Here is a 16192-nt window from a genome sequence, read left to right on the forward strand (position 1 = left end):
CGTGTGGCTTGGACTCGGCGGTTTTCATGCGGCGTGTCATTAACTCACTGCGGGAAGGAGAATTCGGGAAAGACGAAACTGGGCATTATGAGGGACAAGTTCAGCGGGGGCGGTTTGCACCCCCACTGCGGCCGCTCGGGTCAAACCCGATCAGGGCCAAGCGGGGAAGACGGCTTTATCCGCCGCACTTGCCCTCGCCGCATTTACCTTCTTTTTTCTTACCCTCTTCTCCGCACTTGCCTTCGCCGCACTTACCTTCGCCACACTTGCCCTCTTTTTTCTTGCCGTCGGCGTCATGCTCACTCAGCATGGCCAGGCTATAACCGGAGGACAGTTCTTCGGCCGCAAAGGGGTTGGCATCACTGACGATACCGGCGGAAACATTCAGGGACGCCGACGCCAGAAAAGCGGCGCCTACAGCGGCTGCAATCGGTACATTCTTCTTAGTCATAACATTTCTCCTTTTGAATACCCTAGATTCTAAACGACCTTGGTTTCACGCAGTTTTTCAACACGGTTTCCAGACACCGCTCTAGGTGTCTGTGACAGGGTTTTCTCTTAAATTTCTACCGAAACCCTCGGTCACCCACGTCAGTTTAATGCGCCAGCCCCCTAACCAGTGACAGCTTACGCACTGAACACCGGAACGTATCAGTCACTTAACCGTAAAGTTGCCTCAATTTCCGCGCTAATTAAAGTGCTTTCACGTGTTTTCCGGCAAGTCATCCTCTGTGCACCCCCACTAAGTGGCAGCGCCAATGGGCCTGCGGCAGGCCCCGCTCACCACAACAGCGAGCGCGAGCGGAGCAGGCGGGGCTGGGAATAACTAGAGAAATCAGGACGAAAAACGCAGGCCGGCCTGCTCGATTTCCTGCCACTGCTTGCGCAGCCGCTTCACCGATACCGGCATCAGGGTCTTGAGGGACTGGGCGAACAGCGAGACGCGGAATTCCTCCAGCAGCCAGCGGTACTGCACCAGCGGCGGCTCTGCCATCAGGGTGCGGTAGACGTGCTGGGCGAGCAAGCCCTGCAGCGGCTCCGCCGCCTGCTGGTACTCCGCCTGCAGGCGGCGGTCCCGGTTCGGGTCGAGCGCGGCTTTTTCCAGCCGCAGGGTAATGCCCTTGAGGTAGCGGCCGTACTGGCGCAGCCACTCCCGCGGGGTATCGAACAGGAAACCGCGATAGAAGAGGCCGGCCAACTGCTGCTGAATGTCCCCCACCGCCATCGCCACCGCCAGATTCTTCTGCTGCTTAATGTGCTTGCGCAGCGGCACCAGGTCGGCCAATGAACGAATCAGCAAGCTGGCGATATCCTGTGCCACCTCCACCAGTTCGCCCTCCCGCTCCAGCGCTGCAAGAAAGCCTTCCGCCGATCGCGGCCACTGCTCGTCGGGCCAGAACAATTCCTTCGCCGCCGCCATCAGGATATCGTCGGCCACCTCTTCCCGGCGCCCCAGGTCGGCGGCGGAGAGACCCAGCTCCTTGCCGCGCAACAGTTCCTTGCGCAGGTACTTGGTCTTTTCCGGCAGGTGCAACAGCGCCAGCCGGCAGATACCGGCGCGGGTGATACGGCGGGCGTCTGCGGGGTTGTCCAGCAGGCGCAGGGCCACGCTGTCGCCGCAGTCTTCCAGTGCCGGGTAGGCCCGCATCTTGAGCCCGCCCTGGTCCATGGTGTGGGTTTCCGGCAGGGTGCCGAAATCCCATTGAGTGATGCCCTCGCGCTCGAAGTCATCACCGGCGCTGGCGATTTCCTGCTGCACCCGATCCCGGTAGCGCTCCTGCAGCCCGGCGAGGTCGCGCCCCTGATCGAGCAGCTTGCCGCCCTCGTCCAGCACCTGGATATTAAAGCGGTAGAAATCTTCGAGGCTGGCCTCTGCGCGCTCCCAGGCCTCATCCGGCAGATCCTGCGCGGTCTGCCGCTTCAGCTCCTGCGCCAGCACCTGCCAGAGGGGAAGGTTGTCGGGCCGCATTCTTGGCAGGGCGCGATCCACCGCCGCCGGCACCGGCACAAAGTATTTGCGCCACTGCTTCGGCAGCCCTTTCACCAGAGCGATGCACTTGTCCCGCAACAGCCCCGGCACCAGCCATGACAGGCGCGGCCCGGGCACCTGATGCAAGGCGGCCACGGGTACGCGAATACTTACCCCGTCCTCGGCGCTGCCCGGCTCGAAGTGATAGCTGAGGGGAAACTCGATGCCGCCGGTCTGCAGGGAATCGGGAAACTGGGCCTCGCCGATATGATCCGTGCTCTGCTGCATGAGTAAATCCCGCGGGACCATCAACAACTCCGGATCGCTCGACTCAGCCTGCTTGCGCCAGTGTTCAAAGCCGGCCAGGTTGACGATATCCTGCGGCAGGCGCTCGTCGAAGAAACGGTAGATCACCTCATCATCGACGACGATATCCCGCCGGCGCGACTTGGCTTCCAGATCCTCGAGTTCCTCCAGCAGGGCACGGTAATGCCGGAAGAAACGCCCCTTGCCGCGATAGCGCTGTTCCACAATCGCCTGGCGAATAAACACCTCACGCGCCACCTGTGGATTCAACTTGCCGTAATGGATGCGCCGTTTTTCCACCAGCACCAGCTCATAGAGCGTTACTTTTTCGTACGCCATCACCCTGCCGGCGCGGGCATCGTAATGGGGCTCTGAGTAGCTGCGCTTGACCAGGTGTTCCGACACCGCCTGCACCCAGTCCGGCTCGATTTTGGCAACCGTGTGGGCAAACAGGCGGCTGGTTTCCAGCAGCTGGGCTGCGACCACCCAGCGCGGCGGTTTCTTGAACTGGCCGCTGCCGGGAAAAATATGGAAGCGGCGGTTGCGGCAGCCGAGAAACTCCTTGTTCTCGTCACGCACACCGATATTGCCGAGCAGCCCCGGCAAAATAGACCGGTGCACCGCCTCGTAGGTGGCCGCCTCGGGATGCTCTTTTAATTTCAGCTCGCGGGCGGCGATGCGCAGCTGGTGATGGATATCCCTCCATTCGCGCATACGCAACCAGGACAGGTAGTTCTTCTGGCACCACTTGCGCAACTGGTTCTGGCTGAGTGCCTGGCGCTGTTCTTCGAAGGCGTCCCACAGCTGCACATAGGAAAGAAAGTCCGACTGCTCGTGCTGCCACTGCCGGTGTTTTTCATCAGCGGCCTGGCGCTTTTCCGCCGGGCGCTCGCGGGGGTCCTGAACCGCCAGCGCACTAACGATAATCAGCAGCTCACGCAGGCTGTTGTTATCCCCGGCGGCCAGCAGCATACGACCGAGACGCGGGTCCAGCGGCAACCGGGACAGCGCCCGCCCCAGGGGTGTTACCTTGCCGCCGGCTGTGACCGCCTGCAATTCCTGCAGGAGCTTGTAGCCATCGTTGATGAGCCGGGGATCGGGCGGGTCGACAAACGGAAAATCGCGGATATCGCCAATGCGCAATTGCAGCATCTGCAGGATGACCGCGGCCAGGTTGGTGCGCAGAATTTCCGCATCGGTAAATTCCGGGCGCTGCTCGAAGTCGCGCTCCTCGTACAGGCGCACACAGACACCGGCACTCACCCGCCCGCAACGCCCCGCGCGCTGGTTGGCGCTGGCCTGGGAAATGGCCTCCACCGGCAACCGCTGGATCTTGCTGCGATAGCTGTAGCGGCTGACGCGGGCGGTGCCGGGATCGATCACATAGCGAATGCCGGGCACGGTGATGGAGGTTTCCGCGACGTTGGTGGCAAGCACGATGCGCCGCCCCTTATGGCCGTGAAAAACCCGGCTCTGCTCCGCCAGACTGAGGCGGGCATACAGCGGCAGTACCTCCAGCTGCGGAATCTGGGCATCGCGCAGGGCCTTGGCGCACTCGCGAATCTCCCGCTCGCCGCTCATAAAAACGAGAAGATCCCCCCCGCGACGGCCACTGTGTTTCTCTTCCTGCAGCAGTTCCTGCACGGCATCGATAATCTGGCCGCTGAGGTCGGCATCACTGTCTATTGGCGGGCGATAGTGAATCTCCACCGGGTAGGTGCGCCCGGACACTTCAATAATCGGCGCATCGTCAAAATGCCGGGAGAATTTCTCCAAATCAATGGTGGCGGAGGTGATGATCAGCTTCAGGTCCGGGCGCCGGGGCAGGATCGTTTTCAGGTAGCCGAGCAGGAAATCGATGTTGAGGCTGCGCTCGTGGGCCTCGTCGATAATCAGCGTGTCGTACTTGCTTAACAGGGGATCACGCTGAATCTCCGCCAGCAGGATGCCATCTGTCATCAATTTGACATGGGTGTGCTCGTCACTGTGGTCGGTGAAGCGCACCTGATAACCCACGGAGTGCCCGAGCGGCTGGTTCAGCTCTTCGGCAATGCGGTTGGCCACGGTGCGCGCGGCGATCCGCCGCGGCTGGGTGTGGCCGATCTGGCCATAGACGCCCCGCCCCAGCTGCAGACAGATTTTCGGCAGCTGGGTGGTTTTGCCGGAGCCGGTTTCCCCGGCCACCACCACCACCTGACTGGCGGCGATCAGTTCGGCGATTTCTTCGCGGCGCGACACCACCGGCAGCGCTTCCGGCCAGCGGATCTGCGGCAGCTTTTCCCGCCGCGCGCGGGCCAGCGCCTCGGAAGCCTGCAGGTCCTGCTGCAGCTGCGCCAGTATCCGCTCCGCAGGCTTGCCGGACTGTAAGCGTCGCCGCGCGTTGTCCAGCCCCTTGCGCAGGCGCTGCCGGTCGCGCCCCATGCAGTGGGCCAGCCGCTGCTCCATCTGGGCGCTCAGGGTGTCCAGGACGCGGAGGGCTTGTTGGGTTTCGGTGTGACTCATAATCCGGCAACTGACTGCAAACCGCCGATTATACCTGCTTGCCCCATGGCGGCTAAAGCCGCGCCGCCGCCAGCCACGCCACCTGTTGGCGCTGTTCTATACTCATTGCAATCGCATCCCCCGCCTCCGGGCAAGGGGAAACATGCAACCCTCCTCCGCCGCCTGCCCGAGGTACCGACATGCAAGAGTTCAAGCCAAAACCCCCTGCCGAGGCCGGCGAAATGCTGGGGCACCCCAAGGGTCTGTTCCTGCTGTTCGGCACAGAGATGTGGGAGCGGCTCAGCTATTACGGCATGCGCGGCATCTTCGTCTTCTACCTGACCTCCGCCACTGCGGCGGTGGCCTTTGGCTGGGAGCAGCTGTCGGAAGTGGAGCTGCAGTCGAAGGCGCTCAGTTATCTGGGCTGGTATGCCATGCTGGTTTACCTCACCCCCATCATCGGCGGCTGGGTGGCGGACAATAAATGGGGGCAACGCCGCTGCATTATGTTCGGCGGCACCCTGATGATGCTGGGCCAGTTTGCCCTCGGCTTCCCCCACGGCTGGCTGCCGGACGGCACGCAGATTTATATGCTGTGGCTGGGCCTGGCACTGCTGATTCTCGGCAACGGCTTCTTCAAACCCAATATCTCCACCATGGTGGGCGACCTCTACGACGAGGGGGACAAGCGCCGCGACACCGCCTTCACCATCTTTTACATGGGCATCAACCTGGGCTCCATCCTCGGCTATCTGGTCATTGGCTGGATTGGCGAAAAGGTGGACTACCAGTTGGCCTTTTTCGTTGCCGGCCTGGGGATGGCGCTGGGCCTGCTGCTGCAGATGACCCAGGCCAACCGCTATCTCGGCAATGTGGGCAACCAACCCTCGGCGCAACTGGGATTGAAGCGTGATGTGGGCGACCGCCACAAGCCACTGACAACGGAGGAGCGCGACCGCATCAAAGTTATTCTCATTCTCGGTGTTTTTACCGTCATCTTCTGGGCCGGCTTCGAGCAGGCGGCGGGGTCCATGAACCTCTTCGCCAAGTACAACACAGACCTGAACGTCGGCGGTTTCGAGATTCCCGCCAGCTGGCTGCAGATGGTCAACCCCCTGTTTATCATCATCCTGGCGCCGATCATGGCCAGCATCTGGGTGGGACTCGGTGACCGCGAGCCCGACTCGCCGGGGAAGTTCAGCATGGGGCTGGTATTTCTGGGGCTCGGCTTCGTTTCCATGGTGGGCGCGGCGCTTCAGATCGGCGACTCGGAAACCGCCAAAGCCAGCCTCTGGTGGCTGGTGGTGGCCTATATCTTCCACACGATTGGCGAGCTGTGTCTGTCACCCATCGGGCTTTCGATGGTGACCAAGCTGTCGCCGCTGCGCTACCTGTCGCTGATGATGGGGCTCTGGTTCGCCTTTATCGGCATTGCCAATAAGGGCGCCGCGGAGATCGGCAAACTGGTGGGCGAATCCGGCCCGCTGGTTACCTTCGGTGGCGTGGCCATCGCCGCTATCGGCGCGGGCATTATCCTGTTCTTTATCCGCGAAAAACTGGTGGACTGGATGCACGGTGCCGAACAGTGCCACACCGAAGTGGGAGCGACCACCAAGGAGGAAATCGGCATTACCGCCGACCATGATGGAATCCCGCCGAAGCACTTCAGCGGCAAGGAATAGGGACCGCGAGGAGCAGCCCCGGCCATCACGGCAAGGCAAGCAGCAACAGCAACAGTAACAGTAACAGTAACAGCAACACAGACAACACAAGGGGCGACCGTCGCATAGCGGCCGCCCCTTCTATTTATCTGCAATCTGCAATCTGCAATCTGCAATCTGCAATCTGCAATCAAAGGGTAACCACCAACGCTGCCGCCATTAAAGCTTTTAACCGTTTTAACGACTGTAACGGCATCGACGCCTTCACTGACGCCTTCACTTTAACGCTGTTAACTTAACCCCAGATTTGGCTTGAATGCTCTTAGCTGAACGGTCTTATTCTTGCGGCCTTGCGGCGCGTCTCCGCACAACCGGTTAGCGGCCTTTGACCAGACGCCCGATGGCCCGGTCGAGCCCCTCCAGGGTCATGGGGTACATTCGCCCCTCCAACAGCTGGCGGGTGATGCCGATACTGGAGGTATATTGCCAGTATTCCTCACCCACCGGATTCAGCCACACCACATCGGGATAGTGATCGGTAACCTGCTCCATCCAGACCGCGCCCGGCTGCTCGTTCATATGCTCCACGCTGCCGTAGCGATGGGTAATCTCGTAGGGTGCCATGGAGGCATCACCCACAAAGATCACCTTGTAATCCTTGCCGTAGGTGCGCAGCACTTCCAGCAACGGTGTGGTTTCACTGTAACGGCGCTGATTGTCTTTCCACAGGTGTTCATAAATGAAGTTGTGAAAGTAGTAATACTCCAGGTGCTTGAATTCCGTGCGACAGGCCGAGAACAGTTCTTCACACACTTTCACGTAGGGGTCCATGGAGCCACCCACATCAAAGAAAATCAGCACTTTGATGGCGTTGTGGCGCTCGGGCACCATCTTGATATCCAGCAACCCCGCGTTGCGGGCCGTGGAAGAGATGGTGTCATTCAGGTCCAGCTCTTCGGCGGCGCCGGTGCGGGCAAATTTTCGCAGCTTGCGCAGCGCCACCTGAATATTGCGGGTACCCAGGGTGATGCTGTCATCGAGATTCTTGAACTGCCGCTTTTCCCATACCTTGGCCGCAGAGCGGTTGCGGCTGCTGCCGCCCACCCGTATCCCCTCCGGGTTATACCCGCTGTTGCCAAACGGGCTGGTACCGCCGGTGCCGATCCAGCGGTTGCCGCCACTGTGCTTTTTCTTCTGCTCTTCCAGCCGTTTCCGGAACTCTTCGAGCAGTTTTTCCAGCCCACCCAGACTGTCGATTTTGGCCTTTTCCTCCTCGCTCAGCTGCTTGAGGAACTCTGCCCGCAGCCAATCCTCAGGGATCATCTGCTCGAGCACATCATCGAGGGTTTCCAGGTCTTTGAAGTAGGCACTGAAGGCGCGGTCGAACTTGTCGAAATGCTTCTCGTCTTTGACCAGGCAGGTGCGCGCGAGGAAATAAAACTCCTCGAGATCGGCGAATACCAGCCGCTGCTGCAGCGCTTCCAGCAACGACAGCAACTCGGTTATGGAAACCGGCAGCTTGAAACGGCGCAGGTTGAGAAAAAAACCAATCAGCATAATCTTAATCAGACGTTGATAGACGGCAGAACCCTGCCGGCAAATTGCCAACGGCAGCCGATGAGCGACGGGCTTGCCAGCGAGAGGGAACCAGCTGGAAAACTGGCGACCACAAGCACCGCAGGCAGGCCGCCCTGAAAACACTCACGGCCAGCGTCAAAAGGCTCGCGCTAGCGACCAATGGCCAATGACTAATGACTAATGACTAATGGCCAGTAATTAATAGCCACTTCATGGCCTGGCCGCCCTGATCGTCAGGTCCGCAACGAAACTCACCGGGCCGCTTTCCTTAACACTTCGCCACCTAGCCGCTAACGACTGCGGCCACCCCGGTAACGATTCTTCCTTCAGCGGTTTTCCCGCCGAGACATAAAGGCCAGGCGCTCGAGCATATGCACGTCCTGCTCATTTTTCAGCAGTGCGCCATACAAGGGTGGAATCGCGCTGGTGCCATCGCTGTTCTTGAGAACTTCCTCGGGAATATCGTCGGCAAGCAGCAACTTGAGCCAGTCGATCAGTTCGGAGGTGGAGGGCTTTTTCTTCAACCCCGGCACTTCGCGCAGCTGGAAAAAGATATCCATCGCCTCGGCCACCAGCTGACCCTTGATGCCCGGATAGTGGACATCGACAATTTTCTGCATGGTGTCCCGGTCGGGGAAGCTGATGTAGTGGAAGAAGCAGCGGCGCAGGAAAGCGTCGGGCAGTTCTTTCTCGTTATTGGAGGTGATGATAACAATGGGACGCTGCCGGGCTTTTACTGTCTCGCCGGTTTCATAGACGAAGAATTCCATCCGGTCCAGTTCCACCAGCAGGTCGTTGGGGAACTCGATATCCGCCTTGTCGATCTCGTCGATCAGCAGAACCACCCGCTCATCGGCATCGAAGGCTTCCCACAGTTTGCCGCGTTTGATGTAGTTGCGGATATCGTGAACCCGGTCCACGCCCAGCTGGGAGTCCCGCAGACGGGATACCGCATCGTATTCATACAGGCCTTGCTGAGCCTTGGTGGTGGACTTGATGTGCCACTGGATCAGCCTGGCTCCGAGGCTGCTGGCCACCTCTTCGGCCAGCAGGGTCTTGCCGGTGCCGGGCTCTCCCTTGATCAGCAGCGGGCGCTGCAGGGTGACGGCCGCGTTGACCGCCATCTGCAGGTCTTCGGTGGCCACGTAGCTGTCGGTGCCGGTAAATTTCATCGTCACTCCAGTCTCTAATACAGGCAGATGTGCCGATGGTAAAAGATTGCGCAACGACTGCCAAAGACGGAATCGGCCAAAGGGAGTGACAGGGGTGAGCGGGAAGCGAGCGCTGCGGAAAAAAGGAATGGAGGTCAGGCGATTTCAGTGCTGCGGCGCAGCACCACCTGACGGCCCTTGTCGGTAATGTACCAGCGAATACCCAGGTGACTGTGAATCTTGCCGACCATCTCCAGTACCAGCAGGCTGTTGAGCGCCCGCGCCACCGAGTTGGTTTCCATGGCCCCCTCGTGCACCACACCGTGCAGTGAGCGGAACACGCAGTCACCAGTATTCAACAGCTTGAGTACCTGCAGGGCATTGTCATCGAGCTTGCGGATCTGGTTGAAGTCCAGGCTGGGGCCCTGCTCCGGATCACTCTCGATCTCATGCTCCAGCAGCGGCATCATCTCCAGCTGCATGGCCCGCAGTTCCTGCTCGAGACTCTCCACCCGGGCCCGCGCAATACTTGCATCGCGCAGCTGGCGCCTGGCCGCATTGAATACAAACACCCGCGAGGCGATGGCGGCGAGCAGGCAGTAGCCGGTAAAAAGCAGCAGCCGCGAGGGATCCCCCTGTATCTCGATCAGCAGATCACTCTGGGTGAACTTCAGGAAAATCGGCACCATTAATGCGCCGCTCAACCCCAAAATGAGGCAGCGCGCCAGACCCGCTGGGTCCTCCTCGGTAAACAGCATCTGGTAATAATTCACCAGGCCACCGAGTATCCCGGAAACCAGCATCACCGCGGCAAGTATGAGCAGGTGGTCGAGCATCCGTAATCCTCTGCCAGGCACACTCGCTGCGCCCGCGGCCCCTAATGACCCAATGATGTCAGAATGTCAGTCGCCATTCGATCGGATGACTCTGCGCCACAGGCGCAGATCAGCCTTATAGATATAGCAGCTGCCAACCTGCCGCGTGGAGGCGAAAGTGGCAAGCGGCGACTAGTTCTGCGGCCCGGGCGGAAGGGGGGACATTGATGGGCAGCGGGGCATTAACAGGACGGGTTAAGGCTCATTGAGATAGGGATCATGTTCCGCCTCTCGCAGCTTTCGCCGCCGGCGGTTGATCAACAGGGAAAACAGGCCCCAGCCACCGAGCAAGCCAAGAGCCCCCGCCGAGGCAAAAACCAGGTTGGCGGTCACTTCCGGGGCGGCGCCATCGTCTTCGAACAGGGTCTGGTACACAAACAGCGGCAAGACCGGCATCGCCGGCGCATCCGGTGCCTGTCCACCCCGGGCCGGCAGCAGCAACACCGCGGCAACGACGATGAGAATCGCCCGGCGCAGCCAGCTCCACTCCCAGTTGCGCATAAACCACCAGCCCGCCGCCAACAGCACCAGGGTGCTGCCAGCGTAAATCATCCAGGCCAAACGATATTCTTCCAGCATAGGTCTACGCCCTGAGTCCCTGTTCTTTATTTGTCAAAATTACTCAAACTGCGGCACCGCCACAGAAACCTTAACCATTCCGCACTAACAATGCGGCAACGCCTCAATCACCCACCCAGGTAACGACGTGCTCTTCAAAATCATCGGGATGCACATACTCCTCGCTGATTACGGCACCGCGCACGGAGATACCGGCCTCGTGCACAGAGTCCCGACGGCCGGACACCAGCGGGTGCCAGTCCGCCAGCGGGCGCCCTTCCGCCAGGGTCCGGTAGGCACAGGTTGCGGGGAGCCAGCCAAACGCCGGCACATCCTGCGCGCGCAACTGGATACAGTCCGGCACCAGCTTCTTGCGCTCGGGATACTGGCTGCACTGGCAGGAGTGGCTGTCCAGCAGACGGCAGGCGACATTGGTGGTAAATACTTCGCCGCTGTCCTCGTCCTCTAGACGGTGGAGGCAACAGCGCCCGCAGCCATCACAGAGGGATTCCCACTCGGACTCCGTCATTTGCTCGAGGGATTTAGCCTGCCAGAATGGACGTGTACCCAAATCACTCTCGCCGATCACCGCGCGCCTTCCAGCTGCCATTTACCACCCACCACCTAGCGCTGCAGCTTGCTGTTTTGCGCGGCAATCCCGCTCATTTCGCTATCCACCACCGGCGGCATCTGCAGGTAAAAACCCCGCTCGCCGATTTCGTCCAGCACCTTGGCCGCGTTGGCCCGGCCCAGTTTTTTTTCCGGGGTCAGTAGCATGGTCATCACATGCCTGGGCTGGCCAAATAATTCGAGCAGTTTTTCAGGCACCCTCTGCAAGCCCTCGCGCTTGTCGACGTAGAGGTACATTTCATCGTCGCGGGAGCTGCGATAGATATCACAAACCGTTTTCAAACTACTTACTCTCCGACTCTTCCAGGGACACACCCAGTGTTTGCAGCAGAACGCCACCAATCAACTCGCCGCGCCAGCCGCACAGCCTTCCCTCCAGGCCCGGAGACTCCGCCTGCACCAGCGACTCCAGCTCTTTTTTGCGCACGAGAATTTCTGGCGGCAGCCCCTCACGCTCAGCCACGTCGTTGACGGACCTGCGCAGCTCTTTCAGGATTTCGCCCTGCCGCCGGCTGAGAGGCTGCGGTAAAGCCGGGGGGGCGTCCGTACGCTCGCAGGCGCGGGCGATGATGTCGAGCAGGGTAGCACCATACTCGCGCAGTGTGCGCCCCTCCAGCCCGGGCTGCGCCATGGCTGCCGGGTGATCCGGGAGCTGTTGCGCGAGGTTGAGACAAACCGCCTCCTTGAGCAAATGGTTGCGGGGCATATCCCGCAGGCGCGCTTCGCGCTCACGCCAGGCACACAGGTCCTGCAGGGCGGCGAGCTGCTTGCCGCGCAGGCGCCATGCGCCCTTTACCTTCTGATAATAAAGTTCCGGCGGCTGCGGATTGCGGGCCGCGGCGATCAACTGTGCGCAATCCTCCTGCAGCCACTCGAGGCGGTCCATCTCGCGCAAACGCTTCAACAGGAGCGCATAGATATGCGGCAGCCAGGCCACGTCGAGGGCTGCGTAATTTTTTTGTGCTTCGCTCAGTGGTCGCTGCAGCCAGTCCGAGCGCGTCTCGCTCTTGGGCAGTTCTATATTGAGAAGCGTCTTTACGGCGGCGGCGTAACCGAGACCGGCGCCGAGGCCGCTGAGGGCGGCGGCGATCTGGGTATCGAAGATGGGTTCTGGGATTGCATCGAGCAGCCGGTCGAGTGTTTCCAGATCCTCACTGCAACTGTGCATGATCTTGGTGACACCGGTATCCAGAAGCAGCGCCCGCAGCGGTTCGAGATTTTCGATCGCCAGGTTGTCGATCAGATAGCTGTGCTGGCCATCGCCCACCTGAACCAGTGCCGGTTGCGGATAAAAAGTTCGGCTGCGCATAAACTCGGTGTCCAGCGCAATCGCCTTCTGCTGCCGCCACTTATGGCAAAGCTCCGCCAGTTCTTCACTGCTATCCACCCAGCGCGGCGTGGTATCTACATTCAGCATCAGGACTCCCGGCCGCCGGCGAAAAACGCCGTGCGACTGTTGAAGGCGTGCGCCAGGGTGCCGCCGTCGATATATTCGAGTTCGCCACCAATGGGAACACCGTGGGCGATGCGGCTGACGGCAACCCCGCAAGCGCGGGCACGCTCGGCGATAAACTGGGCTGTGGCCTCGCCCTCCACGGTGGGGTTGGTGGCGATGATCAGTTCCTGCAGCGGCTCATCAGCCAGCCTGCGCTCCAGCAGATCCATACCGAGGTCCCCGGGGCCGACACCGTCAATGGGCGACAGATGCCCGTGCAGAACAAAGTAGCGGCCGTGGTAATTGCCGGCCTGCTCGATCGCCAGCACGTCGGCGGGGGTCTCGACCACACAGAGAGATTTTTCATCGCGGCGGCTGTTAGCGCAGAGCGCGCAAATTTCCTGCTCTGTCAGCGTACGGCACTGGCCACAGCGGCCAACCCGCTCGATGGACTGCTCAAGGGTTCTCGCCAGCTTACCGGCGGCGTCGCGGTCTTTCTCCAGCAGATACATCGCCATGCGCTGGGCGGATTTGGGTCCGACGCCCGGCAGGCAGCGCAACGCGCTTATCAATTCTTCGATCAGGGGGCTGAACATGCAGATTTTGCCTGGAGATTATTACCTGGAGACTATTGCCTGAAGACGATTACCTGTTTGGACGAGCCAAATCAGAAGGGAAACTTGAAACCATCGGGCAGGTTCAAACCCGCGGCCAGCCCACCCATCTGCTCTTTCTGCAGCTCCTGGGTTTTTTCCTCCACTCGGCGCACCGCGTCGTTGACCGCCGCCGCCAACAGGTCCTCCAGCATTTCCTTGTCCTCGGACAGCAGACTGGGATCGATATTCACCGCAGTCACATCATGGCGTCCGTTCATGGTCACCTTGACCATGCCGGCACCGGCCTCGCCACAGACGCGCAGATCTGTCAGCTGCTGCTGCATCTTCTGCATTTTTTCCTGCATGTCGGCCTGCATTTTCTGAGCCTGCTGCATCAAATCGCCCAAACCTTTCATGATTCACCTCTTACTGAATACTTTCAGCGAAAAATTTTGCGCTGCACTTTGCTGATTGCTGATTGCTGATTGCTGAGCCTGCAGCTTTAGTTGGACTCTGCCAGGTATTCCAGGGTTTCCGGCACCAGCTCGGCCCCCAGCTCGGCCTGCAGCTCCCGCACCAGCGGGTCCTGGGACAGCGCATCGCGGGCCGCCACCGCGCGCGCCTCGCGGGTCGCCGCCGCCAGCCTGGCCGGGGTACCGCCGTGCACCTGGCCCACCTGGATATAAACCGTGACCGGCTGCTGGAAAAAGTCACTCAACACATCCGCCAGGCGGCGCTGATGCACCTCGTCATACAGGCTGCTATAGGACTCATCCAGGGTAAAGGACAGTATATTGTCCTGCCGCCCCACCAGTTCCAGATGGAAGCCGATAGAGTGCAGAATCCCGGTCACCCCCAGCTGGCCATAGAGCGCAGGCCAGCTGCCGCTGGTCAATGACTCAAGGCGGGCGCTCGGGCCACTCTGGTGCGGCGCTCGGGCCACTCGCGGCTGCGGAGCCGATACCGGGTTAGGTGCTGAGCTGGATGCTGAATTAGGAGCCGCGGACTCCACCGCCGCCACCTTATCCCGCAACAGCGCCCGCAGGGCAGCGCGCTCATCGCCGGCGGGCTCAGGCGCCTGAGTATTGGCGACCCGTTCCTGCAAGGCCTGCTGAGGGGCTATCCGCTCAGGCGCAATATCGGTTCCGGCAACGGAGCGGGCCTCCACACTGCCAGCCGCGGTCTCTGGCGTGTCGAACTGCTGCGGCTGCGCCTGACTCGGCTCCGGCTGGAGCTGAGTCGGCTGGCCGCCCTGCCCAGCCGGCTCGAGTATCTCCGCAGGAGTATCCCCTGGCTGCGGATGCGAATCCTCCACATGCCAGGGGGGAGCGCTGTCGGCGGCTACCCCACGGGGTGTATTCGCCGGGGCTTGCGAGGCCGCGCTATGCACCGGTTGTTCGGCGGCCGGAGCGGCTAAGGAGGACCCGGGTTCCTGCCAGGCTGAGGGCTCTTGTTTGGCTGAGAGCTCTTGCCAGGCTGGAGGCTCCTGCCTCGCTGAGGGCTCTTGTTTAGCTGAAGGCTCTTGTTTAGCTGAAGGCTCCTGCCTCGCTGAGGGCTCCTGTTTGGCTGAGGACTCCTGCCTGGCTGAGGGCTCCTGCCTGGCTGAGGGCTCCTCACCAGCGACTGGCTGGTGCACCGGGCCGGGTGTCACCGTACCTGTAGGCTGGGCAGAAGCATCCATCGAGGCTGGAAGCGGAGCCTGTGCCGCCACATTAACAGCGAAATTAACGGCGGGGCCGGCCTCAGCCGGCGGTGTTACCGCCTGGGGCTTTTTTGCCGCCGGTTCCTCCACGGGCTGCGGCGCTTCACCGGACGGGCTCGCCTGTGCCGGCAGTGGGGCAGTGGGCACATCGGCCACCCCCTGCGGTCGGAATGCGAGCATGCGCAACAGGGCCATTTCAAAACCACTGCGGGGGTCCGGCGCCAGCGACAGATCGCGCCGCGCGTGCAGCGCCATCTGGTAATAAAGCTGCACGTTCTCCGGCGCCAGCAGGCCGGCAAAATGGCTGAGCCGCTCACCATCGCCGAGGGTGTTGTCTACCGATTGCGGCAATACCTGAGCCACGGCAATGCGGTGCAGGTTATTGGCCAGCTCGGCCAGGGCGGCGCCGTAGTCCGGGGCCTGCTCGGCCAGTTCGGCCACAGCGGCAAACAGGCTCTGGGCGCTTTCATCTGCCAAAGCCTGAAGCAGTTTCCACACCAGGCCGGTATCAATACTGCCGAGCATTGCCCTGACTTCCGGCTCGGCAATCTTGCCGCCGCCAAAGGCAATCGCCTGGTCTGTCAGACTCATGGCGTCGCGCATACTGCCATCGGCCGCGCGCCCCAGATGCCAGAGGGCGCCCTCCTCAAAAGGCACCATCTCCTGCCCCAATACGAAGCGCAGATGCTCCACCACCCGCTCGGGGCTCATATTCTTGAGGTTGAACTGCAGACAGCGAGACAGCACGGTCACCGGCAGTTTTTGCGGGTCCGTGGTGGCGAGCAGAAACTTGACGTGAGGAGGGGGTTCTTCCAGAGTCTTCAACAGCGCGTTAAAGGAACTGTTGGAAAGCATGTGCACCTCGTCGATGAGGTACACCTTATAGCGGCCGCGGGTCGGGGCGTACTGGACGTTCTCCAGCAGCTCGCGAGTGTCCTCCACCTTGGTGCGCGAGGCGGCGTCCACCTCGATCAGGTCCACAAAGCGTCCGTCGGCAATCTCCGTACAGGCGGCGCACTGGCCACAGGGCTCGGAACTCACACCCGTTTCGCAGTTGAGGCACTTGGCCAGGATGCGCGCGATAGTGGTCTTACCCACACCGCGGGTACCGGCAAAGAGATAGGCATGGTGGAGACGGCCATTATCGAGAGCATTGATCAGCGCCTGAAGCACATGCTCCTGACCGACCATCTCCCGAAACAACCGCGGCCGCCATTTGCGTGCCAGTACTTGATAACTCATCCGCTCTC

The 16192-nt window shown here is 61.0% G+C and carries 13 protein-coding genes; 1 reads left to right on the forward strand and 12 read right to left on the reverse strand.

Features of this window, described 5'->3' with window-relative positions:
- Positions 1-175: 175 nt before the first annotated feature.
- Together ABEA58_RS03105 and hrpA are read right to left on the reverse strand one after the other, a co-directional pair.
- Complete coding sequence (locus tag ABEA58_RS03105) at positions 176-451, reverse strand: HvfA family oxazolone/thioamide-modified RiPP metallophore (protein ID WP_345548740.1); 276 nt, start codon at positions 449-451, stop codon at positions 176-178.
- A gap of 384 nt (positions 452-835) precedes the next feature.
- Entirely contained in the window at positions 836-4777 is a 3942-nt protein-coding gene (gene hrpA / locus ABEA58_RS03110) for an ATP-dependent RNA helicase HrpA (RefSeq protein WP_345548742.1), read from the reverse strand.
- Positions 4778-4956: 179 nt separating this feature from the next.
- On the opposite strand from hrpA, the gene ABEA58_RS03115 reads away from it, so the two are divergent.
- Positions 4957-6438 carry a peptide MFS transporter gene (locus ABEA58_RS03115; RefSeq protein WP_345548744.1) on the forward strand — a complete coding sequence of 494 codons (1482 nt, stop codon included), beginning with the start codon at positions 4957-4959 and terminating at the stop codon, positions 6436-6438.
- A 354-nt stretch (positions 6439-6792) separates the two neighbouring features.
- Here ABEA58_RS03115 and ABEA58_RS03120 read toward each other — a convergent pair whose 3' ends face one another.
- The 10 genes from ABEA58_RS03120 to dnaX all read right to left on the reverse strand — a co-directional run bounded on the left by ABEA58_RS03120 (position 6793) and on the right by dnaX (position 16184).
- Complete coding sequence (locus tag ABEA58_RS03120) at positions 6793-7974, reverse strand: vWA domain-containing protein (RefSeq protein ID WP_345548746.1); 1182 nt, start codon at positions 7972-7974, stop codon at positions 6793-6795.
- A 347-nt stretch (positions 7975-8321) separates the two neighbouring features.
- Positions 8322-9167 (reverse strand): AAA family ATPase, encoded by an 846-nt coding sequence (locus ABEA58_RS03125; protein ID WP_345548821.1) that lies wholly within the window; start codon positions 9165-9167, stop codon positions 8322-8324.
- 134 nt (positions 9168-9301) lie between these two features.
- Positions 9302-9982 (reverse strand): YEATS-associated helix-containing protein, encoded by a 681-nt coding sequence (locus tag ABEA58_RS03130; protein WP_345548748.1) that lies wholly within the window; start codon positions 9980-9982, stop codon positions 9302-9304.
- Between the two features lie 234 nt (positions 9983-10216).
- Positions 10217-10600 carry a hypothetical protein gene (locus tag ABEA58_RS03135; protein ID WP_345548750.1) on the reverse strand — a complete coding sequence of 128 codons (384 nt, stop codon included), beginning with the start codon at positions 10598-10600 and terminating at the stop codon, positions 10217-10219.
- Between the two features lie 103 nt (positions 10601-10703).
- A complete protein-coding gene (locus ABEA58_RS03140) occupies positions 10704-11189 on the reverse strand; it encodes a YcgN family cysteine cluster protein (RefSeq protein ID WP_345548752.1) in 486 nt (161 codons plus the stop codon).
- Between the two features lie 14 nt (positions 11190-11203).
- Entirely contained in the window at positions 11204-11491 is a 288-nt protein-coding gene (locus ABEA58_RS03145) for a YcgL domain-containing protein (RefSeq protein ID WP_345548754.1), read from the reverse strand.
- Position 11492: 1 nt separating this feature from the next.
- The gene (gene rnd, locus ABEA58_RS03150) at positions 11493-12626 is read right to left on the reverse strand and encodes a ribonuclease D (protein ID WP_345548756.1); all 1134 of its coding nucleotides are present in this window, start codon (positions 12624-12626) and stop codon (positions 11493-11495) included.
- The gene (recR, locus tag ABEA58_RS03155) at positions 12626-13240 is read right to left on the reverse strand and encodes a recombination mediator RecR (RefSeq protein WP_345548757.1); all 615 of its coding nucleotides are present in this window, start codon (positions 13238-13240) and stop codon (positions 12626-12628) included. The genes rnd and recR overlap by 1 nt, the downstream gene beginning before the upstream one ends.
- Before the next feature lie 71 nt (positions 13241-13311).
- On the reverse strand, positions 13312-13656 hold the full coding sequence (locus tag ABEA58_RS03160; protein ID WP_345548758.1) for a YbaB/EbfC family nucleoid-associated protein: 345 nt from the start codon (positions 13654-13656) through the stop codon (positions 13312-13314).
- A gap of 86 nt (positions 13657-13742) precedes the next feature.
- Positions 13743-16184 (reverse strand): DNA polymerase III subunit gamma/tau, encoded by a 2442-nt coding sequence (gene dnaX, locus ABEA58_RS03165; protein WP_345548760.1) that lies wholly within the window; start codon positions 16182-16184, stop codon positions 13743-13745.
- Positions 16185-16192 lie beyond the last annotated feature (8 nt).

Origin of the sequence: Microbulbifer aestuariivivens, from assembly GCF_039545115.1 — a bacterium.
GTDB lineage: Bacteria > Pseudomonadota > Gammaproteobacteria > Pseudomonadales > Cellvibrionaceae > Microbulbifer > Microbulbifer aestuariivivens.